Annotated in this window: 13 protein-coding genes; 12 read left to right on the forward strand and 1 reads right to left on the reverse strand. The window is 37.4% G+C overall.

The window, feature by feature from the left end; translation table 11 throughout:
• Positions 1–39 precede the first annotated feature (39 nt).
• Positions 40–1,710 (forward strand): beta-N-acetylhexosaminidase, encoded by a 1,671-nt coding sequence (locus AC3ITD_RS12345; protein WP_489360114.1) that lies wholly within the window; start codon positions 40–42, stop codon positions 1,708–1,710.
• 288 nt (positions 1,711–1,998) lie between these two features.
• Here the strand turns inward: AC3ITD_RS12345 and AC3ITD_RS12350 are convergent, their stop codons facing one another.
• Entirely contained in the window at positions 1,999–2,394 is a 396-nt protein-coding gene (locus tag AC3ITD_RS12350; RefSeq protein WP_265801654.1) for a thiol-disulfide oxidoreductase DCC family protein, read from the reverse strand.
• A 255-nt stretch (positions 2,395–2,649) separates the two neighbouring features.
• Between AC3ITD_RS12350 and pyrR the strand changes: the two genes are divergently transcribed.
• From pyrR to AC3ITD_RS12405, 11 genes are all read left to right on the forward strand, one after another.
• On the forward strand, positions 2,650–3,195 hold the full coding sequence (gene pyrR, locus AC3ITD_RS12355) for a bifunctional pyr operon transcriptional regulator/uracil phosphoribosyltransferase PyrR (protein WP_265801652.1): 546 nt from the start codon (positions 2,650–2,652) through the stop codon (positions 3,193–3,195).
• A 7-nt stretch (positions 3,196–3,202) separates the two neighbouring features.
• Complete coding sequence (locus AC3ITD_RS12360) at positions 3,203–4,132, forward strand: aspartate carbamoyltransferase catalytic subunit (RefSeq protein ID WP_265801651.1); 930 nt, start codon at positions 3,203–3,205, stop codon at positions 4,130–4,132.
• 302 nt (positions 4,133–4,434) lie between these two features.
• On the forward strand, positions 4,435–7,458 hold the full coding sequence (locus AC3ITD_RS12365) for a tetratricopeptide repeat protein (RefSeq protein WP_265801650.1): 3,024 nt from the start codon (positions 4,435–4,437) through the stop codon (positions 7,456–7,458).
• A 4-nt stretch (positions 7,459–7,462) separates the two neighbouring features.
• Positions 7,463–9,160, forward strand: a complete 1,698-nt coding sequence (locus AC3ITD_RS12370; RefSeq protein WP_489360117.1) for a hypothetical protein — start codon at positions 7,463–7,465, stop codon at positions 9,158–9,160.
• Between the two features lie 54 nt (positions 9,161–9,214).
• A complete protein-coding gene (locus tag AC3ITD_RS12375; RefSeq protein WP_489360119.1) occupies positions 9,215–10,687 on the forward strand; it encodes an HU domain-containing protein in 1,473 nt (490 codons plus the stop codon).
• Positions 10,687–11,391, forward strand: coding sequence for a MotA/TolQ/ExbB proton channel family protein (locus tag AC3ITD_RS12380; RefSeq protein WP_056851440.1), 705 nt, complete (start codon positions 10,687–10,689; stop codon positions 11,389–11,391). Before AC3ITD_RS12375 ends, AC3ITD_RS12380 begins: the two co-directional genes overlap by 1 nt.
• Positions 11,391–11,792: an ExbD/TolR family protein gene (locus AC3ITD_RS12385; protein WP_056851441.1), complete on the forward strand. Its 402-nt coding sequence runs from the start codon at positions 11,391–11,393 to the stop codon at positions 11,790–11,792. Before AC3ITD_RS12380 ends, AC3ITD_RS12385 begins: the two co-directional genes overlap by 1 nt.
• Entirely contained in the window at positions 11,792–12,625 is an 834-nt protein-coding gene (locus AC3ITD_RS12390; RefSeq protein WP_265801647.1) for an energy transducer TonB, read from the forward strand. Before AC3ITD_RS12385 ends, AC3ITD_RS12390 begins: the two co-directional genes overlap by 1 nt.
• Positions 12,626–12,700: 75 nt before the next feature.
• Positions 12,701–13,945, forward strand: a complete 1,245-nt coding sequence (locus AC3ITD_RS12395; protein ID WP_489360123.1) for a bifunctional folylpolyglutamate synthase/dihydrofolate synthase — start codon at positions 12,701–12,703, stop codon at positions 13,943–13,945.
• A 69-nt stretch (positions 13,946–14,014) separates the two neighbouring features.
• The gene (gene pafA / locus AC3ITD_RS12400; RefSeq protein ID WP_265801645.1) at positions 14,015–15,673 is read left to right on the forward strand and encodes an alkaline phosphatase PafA; all 1,659 of its coding nucleotides are present in this window, start codon (positions 14,015–14,017) and stop codon (positions 15,671–15,673) included.
• Between the two features lie 161 nt (positions 15,674–15,834).
• Entirely contained in the window at positions 15,835–19,206 is a 3,372-nt protein-coding gene (locus tag AC3ITD_RS12405) for a methylmalonyl-CoA mutase family protein (RefSeq protein ID WP_489360126.1), read from the forward strand.
• The last annotated feature ends 1 nt before the right edge of the window (position 19,207 follow it).

The raw sequence follows: 19,207 nt of genomic DNA on the forward strand, positions 1-19,207 counted from the left end.
TTTAGAATTATTACTTTTGAAAAAGGAAACCATTCTATTATGAAGAAGATCATCTTTTTGTTTTTATCATTTGCTTTTTGCCACAATCTTTCTGCCCAGGAAGTAAACATCATTCCACAGCCTGTAAGTATTAAAACTGGCTTAAGCACAGAAAAATCAATTACAATAAATGCAAATACACAAATCGTTGTACTTGATTCTGCTATGGTCAATTCTGCAAATTTTCTAAATGATTATCTTCAAAATTATTATAACCTTACGTTAAATATCACCAAAGTCATCCCTACAAAAAATTTTATTAGCTTAATCTTAAACACAAGAATAAGCGACTTCGATGATTCTTATGTTCTAAGTACTACTGCTAATGGGGTTTCTATTGCTGGTACTTCAGAACCTGGCGTTTTTTACGGCATACAGTCATTCATTCAATTGCTACCAACACAGAGCGCCGAAACCTTAACTATACCATTAATCAATATAATTGACCATCCACGTTTCGATTACCGCGGAATGCATTTGGATGTTAGTCGCCATTTTTTTGATGTAGACTTTGTAAAACAATACATCGATTACTTAGCATTGCACAAAATGAATTATTTCCATTGGCACTTGACAGATGACCACGGCTGGAGAATCGAGATTAAAAAGTACCCGAAGCTCACCGAAATTGGTGCCTGGCGAAAAGGCAGCATTATTGGCTTATGGCCAGGAAAAGGTAATGAAAACATTAAATATCAGGTTTTGCCAACAGCAATTAATATCACTCCGAAAGATGCCCTGATCAACACTGATGGAATTAAACATGGTGGCTTTTACACACAAGAACAAATAAAAGACGTAGTTGAATACGCGGCGAAACGCTACATCACTATCATCCCTGAAATCGAAATGCCAGCACACAGTATGGCAGTTCTTGCCGCATACCCCGAATTAGGAACCGAACCGGATAAAAAATATACCGTTGCCGAAACATGGGGAATGATGAATAAATACAATAACGTTTTGCAAGCTTCAGATACAACATTCAAGTTTTTTGAAAATGTGTTAGCAGAGGTAATGGATTTATTCCCATCGCAATACATTCACATTGGTGGCGATGAAGCCTCTAAAGTTTGGTGGAAACAATCTCTTGTTTCTCAACAAATTATGAAAGCAAATATTTTAAAGACGGAAAGTGAATTACAAAGTTACTTCATCCGCAGGATTGAGAAATTTTTAAATAGCAAAGGCAAAACCATCATTGGCTGGAATGAAATTTTGCAAGGTGGCTTAGCACCAAATGCAGTAGTAATGAGTTGGCAAGGTGAAAAAGGCGGCATTGAAGCAGCGAAACAAAACCACAAAGCCATCATGACCCCAGAAAATAAAATGTATTTTAACCATGCGCAGTTTGTTAAAGAAGATAGCTTAACAGCTGGTAAACCTTCACTTTTGGCTGACGTCTACCACTATGAGCCTATTCCTGCAGAACTTGATGCAGAGCAGGCGAAATACATCTGGGGTGGCCAAGGCTGTTTATGGACTGAGTACATTACCAGTCCGGGAAAAGTTCAGTATCAGTTATTTCCCAGATTAGATGCTTTGAGCGAAATCTTATGGAGCCCAAAAGAGAAGAAGAATTACGCTGATTTTAAAAAACGTTTGAAAATACAATTTAAACGATACGATTTGATGGGAATAAAATATTCAAAAAAGTATCTTGAAAATTGATTATCTAACATTACACTCCATAAATAACTGTTTTTAACTTCAATAGAGTTCCTTCTAATAATTATTCCAATCTTTGCCTCAAAATTAAACTATGCGTAAAGTCTTTGCAGTCATTTGCACCTTGATTACTCTATTTGTACTTAAAGAAACGATAAATATTTTCATTACCGATGAGACAGATATTGTTAAACAGCGAAGCATATTTATCGTAATTTCCTTGAGTATTTCAATCCCTATGGTGATTTTAACATTTTGGCTTTGGAAACCTAAAAATAATCAGAAACAGGATTAATCGATAAACTTCTGCCTTAGTTCTGCTGTGGGTAGCCAGCAACTCTCCTGCCTGCCCCACCATTTATAGCGGTTTTTGGCGATAATGTCGTAAAACCAATCACGAATGAATTTTGGAACCAGGATAAACACATATAGTATTGGCCATAAGCCGTTCAATTTTCTGGCTATCTTTAACGCAGCTGTTGATTTTGTATAAAGCTGACCATCTTCAAGGAGAATAATAGAATTAAGTTGACTTAGATCGACATTTAATTTGGGCAAGAAAGCCTTGGCGTATTCACCCTGCAAAGCGGTAAACTTAAACAGATTTTTCTTGTCACGTTCAATCGCAAACTGGACAGAAGCATTACAGAGGTTACAAACACCATCGAAAAAAATTATCCTCTCCATTCACAAATATAAAAACTTCAGCGCTTATTATATTTCGAATAAACACTTGCAAATGTAATTTAAGGTTAGGGAATTCAAATCACAGCCTATTTACTTGAATAGTAGATCAGTTGTGCTAATAAGATTCCAATTTTCCATATAAAATCAAAATCCAACAAATTAACAATCAAATACTTTAATAATTTGCAGGGGGAACTTTCAATTTTCTGCTTTCAACTTTCTACTTTTTCCCTATATTTGCCCAATCCTTCTTCAATGCAAAAGAAAACAATTCTTGACGGACAAAAAATTCAGATTACAATTAAGAGGCTTTGCCATCAATTAATTGAAAACCATGACGATTTCGCAAATACCGTTTTGATTGGCATCCAGCCGCGCGGGATTTTTCTTGCCGATCGCATTCATCAAGATCTCGAGACCATCTTAAAGAACAAGAAAATTTTAAAGGGAAACCTCGACATTACTTTCTTTAGGGATGATTTTAGGCGCAAAGACGGATTGGTAACTGCAAGTAGCAATTCCATTGATTTCATTATTGAAGGGAAAAAAGTTATCCTTATTGATGATGTTCTTTGGACTGGCAGAACCATTAGAGCTGCGCTTGATGCCTTGCTCGCTTATGGACGCCCGGAGAAAGTAGAACTATTGGTACTTATTGATCGTAGGTTTAGCAGACATTTACCTATCGAACCTGATTACATTGGCCATCAGGTAGATAGCTTAAACTCGCAGCAAGTGAAGGTAACTTGGGCAAGTGAAGGAAGTGAAGATAAAGTGATTTTATTATCCGAAAAACAATAATATAAAAATGGCAGCCGACAAACTATCAACCCGACATCTTTTAGGCATTAAAGATATTAACCGGAATGATATCGAATTGATTTTCGAAACTGCAGATAATTTTAAAGATGTAATTAATAGGCCAATCAAAAAGGTTCCTTCACTTCGTGATATTACCATCGCCAATATTTTCTTTGAAAACTCAACCCGTACCAAACTTTCTTTCGAATTAGCTGAAAAAAGGTTATCAGCAGATGTGGTTAATTTCGCCGCATCGTCTTCATCGGTGAGCAAAGGAGAAACCTTAATTGATACGGTGAACAACATTTTATCCATGAAGGTCGACATGGTGGTAATGCGTCATCCCTATGCAGGAGCAGGTCAGTTTTTGAGCAAACACGTTAAAGCGCAAATTGTAAATGCCGGAGACGGTGCTCACGAACACCCAACCCAAGCTTTACTCGACGCTTTCTCCATCCGCCAGAAATTAGGCGATGTGACTGGAAAGAAAGTGGTTATTGTTGGGGATATTTTGCACTCTCGGGTAGCAATCTCAAATATTCTCTGCCTACAGCGTTTAGGTGCAGAAGTGATGGTTTGCGGACCAACCACGTTAATTCCAAAACACATTCATCAACTTGGAGTGAAAGTTGAACATAACTTAATTAAAGCGCTGAATTGGTGCGATGTAGCAAATATGCTTCGCATTCAATTGGAGCGTCAGGATATTAAATATTTTCCGTCTTTAAGAGAATACGCCATGATGTATGGCCTTAATAAACAGATTCTCGATAACCTCGATAGGGAAATCATTATCATGCACCCAGGTCCGATTAATCGTGGTGTGGAGATTACAAGTGATGTTGCCGACAGCAAGCAATCTATCATTTTAGAGCAGGTAGAAAATGGTGTGGCCGTTAGAATGGCTGTACTTTATTTACTGGCAAGCCAAGGGTAAATTAGTTTACTAGTCATTGGTTCGTTAGCCATTGGTTACTAGCGGGCGACACATTCTGGCAAGTTAAACTTTGACTGATAGTTAACCTATTACCCAATCAATTGCTTAGATAATTTTGGCTCATTTCACCAATGAACTAATTACTATTGAACTACTCAACCACTCTAATTTTCAACATTCAACTTTCTTCTATACCAATTTTGAAAACCCTTCGTTTACTTGTGTTATTAACAGATGTTAATTACTTATGTTGATAAACCATGATACTATTTCTAATTTAGTACCAACCATATTTGAAACCGATGCAGAAAAAATACTTACTAATTCCGCTATTCATGGCAGGAAGTTTTATCACTTATGCGCAAGTTAGTGCAGTGCAAAACCTCAATAAAAACTACCAGACTGGCTTAGAATTATTAGACAAAGAAAAATATACCGCTGCTGCACAGCAGTTTAAACTTGTTGAACAAAAAAGCTATAAACCGTCTACACAAACCGAAAGCAATGCCGAACTATCTCTACTTAAAGAGAATGCAAAGTTTTATGCAGCAGTTTGTGCGTTAGAACTAACTAACAGTGATGCAGAAAGTTTATTCCAGGCTTTTATCCGTGATTATCCTTTAAATCCAAATACCAAACTGGCCTATTTTTATGTAGGAAAAACTTATTTTGGTCAAAAAAATTATAAAAAGGCACTAGAATGGTTCGAAAAAACTGATCCGTCTACCCTATCAGCCAAACAACGTAACGAATATCAATTTAAACAGGGTTACGCATATTTTGAGTTGCAAGACTATGAAAAAGCAGAACCACTATTTGAGAAAGTAAAGAAAGAGGAAGGCGATTTCCAAGAAAGTGCAACTTATTATTTTGCTTATATCAACTACTTAAATAAAGAATACAAAACGGCATTAGCTAATTTTGAAAAGCTAAAAGGATCCCCAACCTATGAAGCAAGTTATCCATATTACATCACTTCGATGTATTACCTGGACGAACGCTACGATGATGTAATTAGCTATGCACTAGAATCTATTCAAAAAACCAAACAACAGTTCGAACCTGAAATGTTGAGTTTAGTTGCCGCTTCTTACTTTGCGAAATCGGAATTTAAGAACGCTGAAAAGTATTTTTTAGAGTTTTATGCTAAAGATAAAAGCGAAACCAAAAACAACTTATTCATTTACCAATATGGATATTCGTTGTTCCAGAATAATAAGTATAAAGAATCTGTTGCCATTTTAGAAAAACTAAACAACGATGACATTTATCTCCAAAATGGAATGCATACTTTGGGTAAGGCATTTATCCAATTGGGCAACAAACAAAAAGCGCAAAGTGCATTTTTCAGAGCTTCACGTTTAGATTTTGATAAAACCATTCAAGAAGAAGCCTGGTTAAGTTATGCCAAGTTAAGCTACGAGTTAGATTTCCATCAACAAGCTTTAGAAGCAACACAAGGATTTTTGAAAACTTTTCCAAAATCTCGTAAAATTAACGAAGCCAAAACGCTATTAGGAGAAGTACTTTTAACCACTAAAAACTATCAGGCGGCAGTTGATATTTTGGAACCGATTCCGGATAAAACCCTTGAGGCTAAAGAAGCCTATCAAAAGGTTACTTATTTCCGTGGTTTAGAATTTTATAATGAAAGAGCATTTCCGAATGCCTTATCAATGTTTTTACGTTCTGATAAATTTGCGGAAGACAATGAGATCCACGCTTTAAATACTTATTGGAAAGCCGAAGCCATGTACGAATTGCGGAAATATGGCGAAGCCGTTTCTACGTTCGAAAAGTTTTTGAAAATGCCTGATGCCGATAAAACCGGCGTTTATAATTTTGCCAATTATGCCCTCGCCTATTCTGCATTTGAGGATGAGAAATATGCCAAGGCAGCAACCTATTTCGAGAAATTTCTTCAGGGAAATGATAAAGATCAAAAGACCATTGATGATGCAACTATTCGTTTGGCCGATTCTTATTTCGTAAATAAAACTTACGGAAACGCGATGACCAATTATAACAGAATCATTGACAGGCATACTACATCTGAAGATTACGCCACTTTTCAAAAAGGAATGATCCAGGGTTTGGAAAACCAATACGATGCGAAAATTGCGACCATGCAAACCTTGTTGTCAAAATTCCCCAACTCTAATTACGCAGATGATGCAGGTTTTGAAACAGCTTACACTTATTTTAACAAAGGCGATTTTGATAAGTCAAAATCTGATCTGGTTGCTTTGGTGGCAAAATACCCACGTAGCAGTTATGTCCCAAAAGCATTAGTGACTATTGGATTGGTTCAATACAACCAGGATCAGGATGATGTAGCTTTAGAATCCTTCAAAAAAGTAATCCGCGATTATCCCACGTCTGAAGAGGCTAAACAATCGATGGAATCTATTAAAAACATTTATGTAGATAAAGGTGATGCAAATGGATTTATCCAATATGCCAACACCACTCCACTAGGCAACTATTCAAATAATGAGCAAGACAATATCATATTTGCGGCGGCGAATAACCTTTACTTAAAGGGCGATGCCAACGGCGCTTTCCAGGCGGTCAATGCTTATTTTGATAAATTCCCTAAAGCTAACCACGAAAAAGAAGCGAAATTTATCAGAGCTGAATCTTTAGTTAAACTAGGCCGCCCTGATGAAGCAATACCTGATTATGAATTTATATTAAATGATTGGACAAGCGACTATACCGAAAGATCACTAGTGAGTATTTCTCAATTGTTCCTCAACCAGAAAAAATATAATGAAGCAATTGTTTATTTGAAACGATTAGAAACTACAACAGATTACAAAGCACATTACAGTTTTGCCATCAACAACTTATTAAAAGCATATACAGCTTTAAATATGCCTGATGATATGTTGAAATACGCTAAGCTGACCAACGAATCTGAAAAAGCTTCGGAAGAAGAAAAGAATAGTTCTGGATTGTTTTCTGGTAAAGCTTATATGCTAAAAGGAGATACTACAACGGCGGTTAAAGAATTCAAAAACGTTGTGGCTAAAACCAAGACGGCTGCTGCTGCCGAGGCAAAATACAACCTTGCACTTATCGAATACAACAAAGGCGATTTCAAAACATCAACTAAAACATGTTTTGATATTGTGAACAACATGGCTTCACATGATTATTGGGTAGCTAAAGCCTTTATCTTGTTATCTGACAATTATGTTGCCCTGAAAGACAACTTGCAAGCAAAAAGTACACTTCTAAGTATAATTGATAATTACGAAGGAAAGGATGATATCATTCCGACAGCCAAAGAGAAACTAGAAAAACTAAACCAGAAGAAGTAGAATTATGAAGTCGATTAAATATATATATAGTTTGCTGTTTTTTGCTGCTGCTGGTTTAACAACTGCCCAGGCACAGGAGAAGAAAGCTGAAGAAAAGGCCGTAGTGAGTGAGGAGATTGAAGTTGTTCGCCCTTACAAACCTATTTTGGCTGAAGCCGTTAAACTGAGAAGAAGTCCGAATTTGGATGACGTAAAAACTTATAAAGCGAAATTAAATTACAGCGTAACAGACAAAAAGTTAGAGCTAAACAGTGATATTCAAAAATTACAAGCGCAGCAGCTTGCAGAAGAGAAAGCAAGTATCTTAGTAAATAATTATGTGAAAGGCGCATTTGGTTCACTTTCTACATTATTAGGTGAAGCTTACTTTAATACGGGAAAAGATGAAGGTTTACAGCTTGGCGGTTATTTTAAACATTTTAGCCAGGAAGGTAAAATAAATAAACAAAACAGTAGTCAACAACAATTAAGCATTTTTGGCCGTAGTATTTTAGAGGAAAATACAGTAAGTGGACGTTTAAATTTTGAAAGAAATGGCACCTACTTTTACGGCTTGGATAATGCAAACCCAACCTTAAATCCAAACCCTGAGAAACAAGCTTTGACGCTTTTAGAATTAGAGGGTGAGTTGGTTAAAAACTTCACCGAAGATGAGGACGCATTGAGTTATGCGGTGAAAGCTAATGCTTATTTATGGAATGACCGTTTTAACGCTAAAGAAAGTTATCTTTCATTAAATGGATACCTAAACAAAAGAATCAGTTCATTTAATTTAGGTTTGGCAGTATCTACAGAGTTTGGGAACACCAAAGATGCGCTAACAAGCGTGGGAAATAACTTACTTCGCTTAAATCCATATATCCGTTTGCAGGTTAAAGGAGCAAAAGTTACGGCAGGAATAAATTTCGTTCAGGAATTCGGTGCATTCAGCAGTTCAAGAATTTTCCCAGCAGTAACTGCTGATTTCACCCTCATACCTGATTATCTGCAGGTTTTTGGAGAAGTTAAGGGTGATGTAAACAGAAACTCAATGAAGGGCTTAACAGATGAAAATCCGTGGCTAAATAGCAATATCTTGATTAAAAATACGGTTGAAAAGTTAAGTATTAGTGCGGGTATTAAAGGAACTGGTGGACCAGGCTTTGGCTACAAAGCCCGTTTTTACATGAAGCAGTTTGACGATCTTCCTTTATTCATTAATAACTTCGATAATTTTAACAAGTTTGATGTGATTTATGATTTTGGCAAATCCAAACTGACTGGCTTAGAAGGTGAAATCTCAATACAGGTAAGTGATGCATTAAAGTGGACTGGGAAGTTGAATATTGATGATTGGAAGCCTGCTCAAGAAACTTATTCGTGGTTTAAACCAGGATTAAAGGTTAGCTCAAACTTCGTTTATACTTATAATAAAAAGCTGAGCTTTAATGCAGCTGTGGTAATGCAAGATGATGTAAAAGCGAAAGTTAATGTTCAACAACCGGTAAATCCACTACAGTATTTGGTGCCAAACACCAGCATCGAACGGATAGAAACAGTTAAAGGATTTGTAGATTTGGGCATCGGCGCAGATTATCGCATCAACAACAAATTTTCTGTTTTTGCAAAAGCCAATAACCTGTTAAATTCTAAATACAACCGCTTTTTATATTATCAGGTTAACGGGTTAAATGTTTTCGGCGGACTAACCTATTCATTTTAAATACATTAAATTAATTATTGCGTAGGTTTAGAAAAAACGCTTAATTTTACCGGAATGGATATCTTATCATACCTTTTGGAACTTTTGCAACAGCGCAAAGAAGTTGGCATTACCGGCTTGGGCACCTTCTATAAAAAGAAGTTTCCAGGCAGGTACGATAAGGAAAAACAATCGTTTTTGCCACCCAGTTATGCCCTGGCGTTTACGTCTGATGTAGAAAATGATGACGCCCTAACCAATTTTATTGCTTCTGAAAGAAATATTTCTGTCGAAAGTTCATCTTATTACATTTCACAGTTTGTAGATGAAGTGAACCAAAAACTAGAAGTGGAACATGAGGCTGATCTTCAAAATTTGGGTCGATTATATTTCACTGAGCACGAAGGCTTGAGCTTCGATGCGGCTAAAAATATAAACTACGGATCAGAATTTTATGGTCTACCCGCATTGCCTGAAATCATTTCAGATCAGCAGCAAACAGATGCCACTGAAAAAGATGATGAGGTATATGATGAAATAGCTGAAGCACCAAACGCACCTATTCAGCCTAAAGAAACAGCGCATATACATCCTATTATTGAAAATGTAAAATTGGATGAAGTAGAAGATGATTTGCGCAATACTTTAAAACACACTACAAAATCAGGCGAAGAAGTTACTGATGCGCCAAATTTTATAAAAGAACAACATACTGAACATCCAAACAGATTTGGCCATACTCCGGAAGATGAGGAGGCAGTAAGGGCTTTGACACACGAGGAAATCGAGGTGCCAGAAAGTATTGTTCAACAACATGAAGAACATCCAAACCGTTTCGGGCACACGCCAGAAAGCGAAGCGGAAAAAACTTATATTAATCTGGAAGATGAAACTCCAGAAGATGAACCTGTAATTGCAGCGCCTGAGTTTATTAAAGAGCAACATGCCGAGCATCCAAACCGATTTGGCCACGATCCGATTGTTCAAGAAACCTTCGAGGAAGAAAAAAGACCTATTTGGCCAAAAACACTCCTCATCATTCTGGGAATTCTTTTGATTGGAGTGATCATTTATTTTATCAAACCAGATTTGTTTAAGCAGCAGGCTGCGTTACAAACTACCACACCTGCAGTTTTGCCAGATTCTCCAAAAACAGAAATAGATACTGCAAAGGCAAAACAAGATTCGATAGCTAAAACAGATAGTACTTTAAAAGCGAATCAAATTGCTACGCCAAAAGTTGATTCTGCAACGCTGAAAAAAGTTAGTCCAACTCCATCTAATGCTCCTTTGGGTACAGAGAAATCAATGTTTCATGTAATAGCAGTTTCTTACGAAACAGAAGCAGCAGCATTAAGATACATTGAAAAAGTAAAAAAAATTGGCCTGAATGCGACTATTGCAAAAATGGAAGGCAGGAGAAAAAAGGTGAGTATTGCAAGTTTCCCCACTAAAGAAGAGGCAGAAAAGCAAAAAGAAATTCTACAAAAACGATTAAAAGGAACAGGATTTTACGTTAAAGAAATAAAAAACAACACACAACCATAATGATAACTTTATTAATTCAAGACACCACACAAGCACTTCAAGATACAGCGAATGCAGTTAACCAGGCACTAACTCAACCAGAGCCAGAATTACATTTCATTGATCTGCTTTTTAAAGGTGGATGGGTGATGCTACCTTTGGCATTATTAGCCTTTTTAGCCTTAATCATATTCGTTGAACGTTATTTAACCATCAAAAAGGCCACGAAAGATGAGTCGAATTTGATGGGACAAATCAGATCATATATTCAATCTGGAAATTTAGATGGAGCAATGTCACTGTTAAGAAATAACAACTCCCCTCTTAGTCGCATGTTGCAAAAAGGCTTAAAACGCATTGGCCGCCCCATTAAAGAAATTGAAGGTGCTATTGAAAATGTTGGTAAACTTGAGGTTGCTAAACTGGAGAAAAATATCAGTATTCTAGGTATTGTTGCAGGTATCGCTCCAATGTTGGGTTTCGTAGGTACCATCGTTGGGGTAATTACAATTTTCCATCAGGTATCCATTAAAGGTGCTATTGAAATTGGAACTATTTCTGGTGGTTTATATACGAAAATGATCACTTCAGCAACAGGTTTAATCATTGGTATTATCGCATACGTACTTTACCATATTCTAAATATCATGGTAGAAAAAATCATCCTAAAAATGGAAACGGATGCAATTGACTTTATTGATTTATTAGAAGAGCCAGGTAAATAATGAACTTACGTAAAAGAACAAAAGGGTCAGTAGAAGTACACACTTCAGCGTTGAACGATATTATGTTCTTCCTGATGCTGTTCTTCTTATTGGCATCTGCAGTGGTTAATCCAACTGTAGTAAAACTGTTGTTGCCGCAATCGTCAAGCGGGCAGCAATCTACTGCTAAAAAAGCAGTTACAGTTACTATAGACGAAAATTTAAAATATTCCGTTGATAAGAAACCAGTGACAATGGAGCAATTGGAGCCAACTTTAGCCGCTTACCAAAAACTGGCTCCAGATATGACCATCCTTTTGTATGTATCTCGTAATGTTACTTATCAAGATGGTTTTGTTGTTAATGATATCGCAAATAAGTTAAAATTGAAGCTTGTTGTGGCTGTTGAGCCGAAAAAATAATGGATTACAAAGCACAAAATATAAATAACGAAGAAAACAATTATCCGAAGGCGATTGCCATTTCGAGCGGGATAATGGGCTTTTTATTATTGATTAGTTTTTTTATTGTAATCAATTCTTTTCAACCGCCTGAAGATTTAGGCATGGGTGGTATGGTGGTTAACTATGGCACCTCTGCCGAGGGGATGGGCGATGACTATACCAGCATAGAGGAGCCTTCTGCAGATCCAAATGCAAATGGAAAAGCACCTGATAAGGTAACCCCCGAAGAAAAAGTTACTCCTACAACAACTACAGAAAATTCTGACAAGGAAGTTCAGACTCAGAATACGGAAGATGCGATTGCGGTAAATACAAAACCTACAAAAGCCACAAATACCGCACCGACCACCGTTACGGAAGATAAACCTTCGAAACCTGTAATCAATCAAAATGCACTTTATAAGGGCAAAAAAAATACCGGCCAGGGTCAGGGAGATGGAACCGGCAGTACAGCTGGTAACCAGGGATCGGTTAACGGTGATCCCTTAGCACCGAATTATGGTGAAGGAGGATCTGGTTATGGAAATAAGCCCATTGAGCTTCGACGTTTTTCTAACCTGGTAATTCCGAAAGATGATGGACAAGTTAGAGGGCGAATTGCCATTAGAATATATTTTAATAAATCTGGAAGAATTACTGATGCCAGGCAAGAACTGAAAGGCTCTACTATAACTGATAGAGAATTGGTTGAGAAATGTGTTCAAGCGGTAAAAAACTCTTCTTTAACAAGCTCTGGGGTGGGTGGAGATAACCAAACCGGAGTGGTAGTTTTCAACTTTAAGGTTAACTAAAACATCTATTATTATAATTCAGCATCTGAGGTGAATTACCAGCAAACGCTTGACTATTTATATCGCAAACTTCCAATGTTTACACGTGTGGGGGCTTCTGCTTTTAAAAAAGACCTCACTAATACCATTATATTCTGTAATGCTCTTGATAATCCCCAGGATAAATTCAATAGTATACATGTTGCCGGTACAAATGGAAAAGGTTCCACCTCGCATATGCTTGCGGCAATTTTACAAGCCGAAGGTTATAAAACTGGTCTGTATACTTCTCCTCATTTAAAAGACTTTCGCGAGCGTATCCGTATTAACGGAAAAATGATTAGTAAAACGGAAGTGGTTTCCTTCGTAAAAAATCAACAAAAGTTGATAAACGAAGTAGAACCATCTTTTTTCGAAGTCACTGTTGCACTGGCTTTTGATCATTTTGCAAAACATAAAGTAGATATTGCGGTTATTGAAGTTGGTTTGGGGGGCAGGCTAGACTCAACCAACATCATTCAACCCGAACTTTCGGTTATTACCAACATCAGCATGGACCACACCAATATGCTGGGCAATACCATAGAAGAAATTGCTGGAGAAAAAGCTGGCATCATTAAAAAGAATACACCGGTAATTATCGGTGAAACGCAAGCTAAGTCGGCTTCGGTTTTCCAAAAGAAAGCAAAAGAAATGAATGCATCAATTGTTTTCGCCGATTCACAAATAAAAGTTAAGGATTTTAAGATCGTTAACACGAAATTATCGTTAAATATTGATCAAAATCATCAGATCAGATTTAAGAATTTGATAACAGATTTAACGGGCACTTATCAACAAAAGAATATTTTAACTGTTTTAAAAGCCGTTGAAATTCTGAATGTGTTATCTACTTTCAGGGTATCAGATAAAAGTATTTATAATGGATTAAAGCAAGTTAAGAAATTAACCGCATTACAGGGCCGTTGGCAAACTCTATCTAAAAATCCATTGGTTATTTGCGATACCGGCCACAACGAAGCTGGAATTGCTGAAGTGATAAAGAACATTAACCAAACATTATTCGAAAATTTACATATTGTTTTCGGCATGGTAAAAGACAAGGATATTTCAAAGGTGCTATCCATGATGCCAAAAAATGCAACCTATTACTTTTGCAAACCGGATCTGGAAAGAGCGATGAATGCTGCTGAACTTAAAGCGCAGGCACTAACTTATTCACTAATTGGAAATAATTATCCATCGGTTGTTCTGGCTAAGGAAACAGCTGTCAAAAATGCTAAAAAAAACGATTTGGTTTTTATTGGCGGTAGCACATTCGTTGTTGCCGAAGCGTTATAAAATCTTTACATAATCTTCAAAATTTCTTCATTTGAAAAGTGTTACTTTAGTCTTTTAACTAAAAACAGAATGAAGAAAATTTCTTATTTACTTATTTCCCTATCTATTTTTTCCATTACATCCGCAAATGCTCAGGCAAAAAAAGCCACGCCCAATACAGCTAAAGCTTTCCCAAGCGAAGTTGCTCGCCCAAAATTAGTGGTGGGTTTAGTCGTCGATCAAATGAGATGGGATTATTTATATCGCTTTTATAATCGCTATTCAAATGGCGGATTTAAGAGACTAATAAACGAAGGTTTTTCGGTTGAAAATACGCTGATTCCATACACGCCAACTTACACAGCTGTTGGTCATACCACCATTTACACTGGTTCAGTTCCAGCAGTTCATGGCATTATCGGTAATGATTGGTACGATTCAGAAACTAAGAAAAACGTGTATTGTACAGAAGATTCTACAGTTGTAACCGTTGGAAGCAACCCTTCTTCTGAAGGTAACATGTCACCTAAAAACATGCTTACCACAACCATAACTGATGAATTAAGATTAGCAACAAACTTTAAAGGAAAAGTTATAGGGATTTCTTTAAAAGATAGAGGTTCAATCCTACCAGCTGGTCATGCAGCAAATGCAGCTTATTGGTATCAGGGAAGCACTGGCAACTGGATTACAAGCAGTTATTATATGAAGGAGGTTCCGATGTGGATTGCTGACTATAATAAAATGAAGCTTGCAAATAAGTTCTATGCAAAAAATTGGGAAACACTATATCCAATTAACACCTACACAAACAGCACAGCTGATGAAAAAGCTTACGAAGGCAAAAACAATGTGTTTCCTCATCTCTTAACACAAAACATCGATAAAAACTTTGATGCTATTAGAAGTACGCCATACGGTAACACCATCACGTTAGACCTAGCAAAACTTGCAATTTTATCAGAAGATCTGGGACAAGATAATATTACTGATTTTCTTGCAGTAAGCTGTTCTTCAACAGATTATGTCGGTCATGCTTACGGACCAAATTCTGTGGAGCTTGAAGATACCTATTTACGTTTAGACAAAGATTTTGAAGATTTCTTCAATTATTTAGATAAAAAAGTGGGTAAAGGAAATTATACCCTATTTTTAAGTGCCGATCATGCGGTTGCACATGTTCCTGCCTTTATGAAAGAAAATAAACTGCCGGCAGGTATTGTAAGTGATAGAGATATTGTTTTTAAATTGAATGCTTTTTTAAATGAAAAATTCAAGGTTAACAATGTGGTTTTAAAATCAATGAATAATCAAATTCATTTCGATCACGATAAAACTGATAACGGAAATGTAAGTTTCGATGTGATTAAAGCTGCTTCAATCGAATTCCTGAAAAGATTAGAGGGATTTGCAAACGTAGTTGATGTGTCGAGAGTTTCCCTAGCAACGCTACCTGAAGTTCAAAAAAGAATGATCACAAATGGCTATAATGCTCGCAGAAGTGGCGATTTATACTATATTTTAAATCCAAACTGGTTTAATGGCAGCAGCACAGGTACTACTCACGGCAATTGGAACCCTTATGATGCGCATATTCCATTAGTGTTTATGGGCTGGGGAATTAAACCTGGGGCAACGAATAAAACACATTACATGACAGATATAGCACCGACCTTAGCTGCGTTGCTCCATATCCAAATGCCAAATGGTACCGTAGGTGAACCCATCACAGAAATTACCAATAAATAAACAACGAAGCCAACTAGATTTAGTTGGCTTCGTTGTTTATAAAGAGTATCAATACCATTATAAAAGCACCAAATTGCAAGGATTTGCTACATTTGTTCATCCAAATATAGTCTCAATAAGCATTGCAGAATTTCATTTTGTGAGATCTTAAATCCTATAGTATGCAACAAGTAGAAATATACAAGCCAAAAAATAAAATTCGTTTTGTCACTGCCGCTTCCCTTTTTGATGGTCATGATGCAACCATAAATATTATGCGTCGAATTTTGCAATCATCCGGAGCTGAAGTAATTCATCTTGGTCATAATCGCTCTGTTGATGAAGTGGTAAATTGTGCTATTCAAGAGGACGTTCAGGGAATTGCAATGACATCGTATCAAGGCGGGCATATCGAATATTTTAAATATATGTATGATTTGTTGCAGGAACGTGGATCTGGTCATATCAAGATATTTGCAGGCGGAGGTGGGGTAATCTTACCAACAGAAATCGAAGAACTGCAATCCTATGGAATCTCCAAAATCTATTCACCCGACGATGGAAGAAAGATGGGATTGCAGGGAATGATCAATGATATGTTGATCAAAACGGACTTTGTAACCAAGGCAGAAATCACAGATGAACTAACAACAATTCCGAATAAAGAAATCACGGCAATTGCTGGAGCAATAACAGTAGCCGAAAATGATCCCGAAGGGGCTCAGGAATTTGTTAACGAGTTAAAAAAATTATCGCTAAACAACAATGCTCCTATTCTCGGTATAACGGGAACGGGTGGTGCTGGAAAATCTTCGCTGGTAGATGAATTGGTGCGCAGGTTTTTGGTTGAAGTGCCTGAGAAAACCCTTGCCATTATTTCTGTCGATCCCTCGAAAAGGAAAACTGGTGGTGCCCTTCTTGGAGATCGTATCCGCATGAATGCAATCAATAATCCGAGAGTTTATATGAGGTCGCTTGCAACTCGACAAGCAAACCTTGCATTATCAAAAAATGTACAGGAAAGTATAGACATTTGCAGAGCTGCTGGTTACGACCTTATTATTGTAGAGACTTCTGGAATTGGCCAGTCTGATACGGAAATTACCGAACACTGTGATGTTTCTCTATATGTGATGACACCTGAATTTGGTGCAGCTACACAGCTCGAAAAAATCGACATGCTCGATTTTGCTGACCTCGTGGCTATCAATAAATTCGATAAGCGTGGCGCTTTAGATGCACTTCGCGATGTAAGAAAACAATATAAGCGCAATCACAACATTTTTGATGCGAAGGATGAAGAGATTCCCGTTTACGGAACCATGGCTTCGCAATTCAACGACCCTGGGATGAACAATCTATTTGTGGCATTGATGGACAAAATCAGAGTCAAAACAGGTACAGATTTCAAGGCAAAAATGGAACTCACTTCAGATCAGTCGGAGAAAATCTACATCATTCCACCTGATAGGATCCGCTATTTGGCTGAAATAGCAGAAGCAAGCCAAATGTATAATGAGTGGGTTGATAAACAGGTTGGTATAGCGAGAAAGATGTATCAGCTTAAAGGCGTAATCGATTTGGCTGGTGAAAATGAGTCTTTAGGACTGGGCAGCGGTTTAGCAAATGCTTACTCTTTTTTTGAAGAACAGTTAAACGGTGATTGTAAACGCTTATTGCGCCAATGGCCCGATACAAAACGAGCTTATAAAGAAGAGTATTTTATTTATAAAGTTCGTGATAAAGAAATTAGGCAACCGTTATTTTACGAGTCACTATCTAAATTACAAATCCCAAAGGTTTCACTTCCGCGTTATGAAGATTGGGGGGATGTGTTAAGATGGTTGTTAACAGAAAATCTTCCGGGAGAATTTCCTTATGCGGCAGGCGTATTTCCGCTTAAACGTGAAGGCGAAGACCCGACAAGAATGTTCGCCGGCGAGGGTGGCCCCGAACGGACCAACAAACGTTTTCACTATGTATCACTTGGACAACCAGCTCATCGCCTGTCTACAGCATTCGATTCCGTAACTTTATATGGTGAAGACCCTCACATTCGGCCAGATATTTATGGTAAAATTGGTAACTCAGGCGTAAGTATCGCAACCATAGATGATGCTAAAAAACTGTATTCAGGTTTCGACCTTTGTGCACCTTCTACATCGGTTTCGATGACAATCAATGGCCCAGCGCCCATGTTGTTAGGATTTTTCATGAACGCTGCGATAGATCAGCAATGTGAAAAATACATTATTGAAAGCGGTTTGGAAGCTCAAATAGAACAAAAAATCCAGGAGATTTATAAAAATCGGAATGCGGAAAGACCGATGTATAACAGCGACTTACCAACGGGTAACAATGGTCTTGGCTTAATGCTACTCGGTGTAACGGGTGATGAAGTATTGCCAGCAGACGTTTATTCAAAAATTAAGGCAAAGGCCATCAGCTCAGTCCGTGGAACTGTACAGGCAGATATCCTTAAAGAAGACCAGGCTCAAAACACTTGCATATTTTCTACCGAGTTTGCTTTGAGGATGATGGGCGACATCCAAAAATATTTTATCGATGAAAAGGTAAGGAATTTTTATTCCGTGTCAATTTCAGGTTATCATATTGCCGAGGCTGGAGCAAATCCAATTTCACAACTTGCTTTCACCTTAAGTAATGGTTTTACATTTGTTGAATATTATTTGAGTAGAGGCATGCATATCGATGAATTTGCGCCGAACTTATCTTTCTTTTTCTCTAATGGAATCGATCCGGAGTATGCGGTGATTGGTAGGGTAGCCAGACGAGTCTGGGCAAAAGCCATTAAAAACAAATATAAAGGAAACGATCGTTCACAGAAACTGAAATACCATATTCAAACATCAGGCAGATCATTACACGCACAGGAGATTGATTTTAATGATATCAGAACTACTCTGCAAGCACTCTATGCGATTTACGATAACTGCAATTCGCTCCACACTAATGCTTATGATGAAGCCATCACTACCCCTACCGAAGAATCGGTACGCCGAGCGATGGCAATCCAACTCATCATCAACCGAGAACTGGGCTTGGCAAAAAATGAAAACCCATTGCAGGGCGCTTTTATTATTGAAGAATTAACCGATTTGGTAGAAGATGCCGTGCTTCAGGAATTTAAGAGAATAAATGATCGTGGCGGCGTTTTAGGAGCCATGGAAACCATGTATCAACGTGGTAAAATCCAGGAAGAAAGCTTGTACTATGAAACCTTGAAACACACTGGAGAGTTTCCAATAGTTGGGGTAAATACTTTCTTAAATAAAAATGGTTCTCCTACTATTGTTCCTGGCGAAGTAATTAGAGCTACTGAAGAAGAAAAGCAGTATCAAATTTCGGCACTTCAAAAATTTCAGGATCGAAACGAGAATAAATCTTCGTCGATGCTTAGACATTTACAAAAATCAGCAATTTCAGGAGAGAATATTTTTGAGCAGCTGATGGAAGTATGTAAGGTTTGTTCGCTAGGTCAAATTAGCAATGCCCTTTATGAAGTAGGCGGCCAATACCGCAGAAACATGTAAA

Source organism: Pedobacter sp. KH_004, assembly GCF_057840755.1.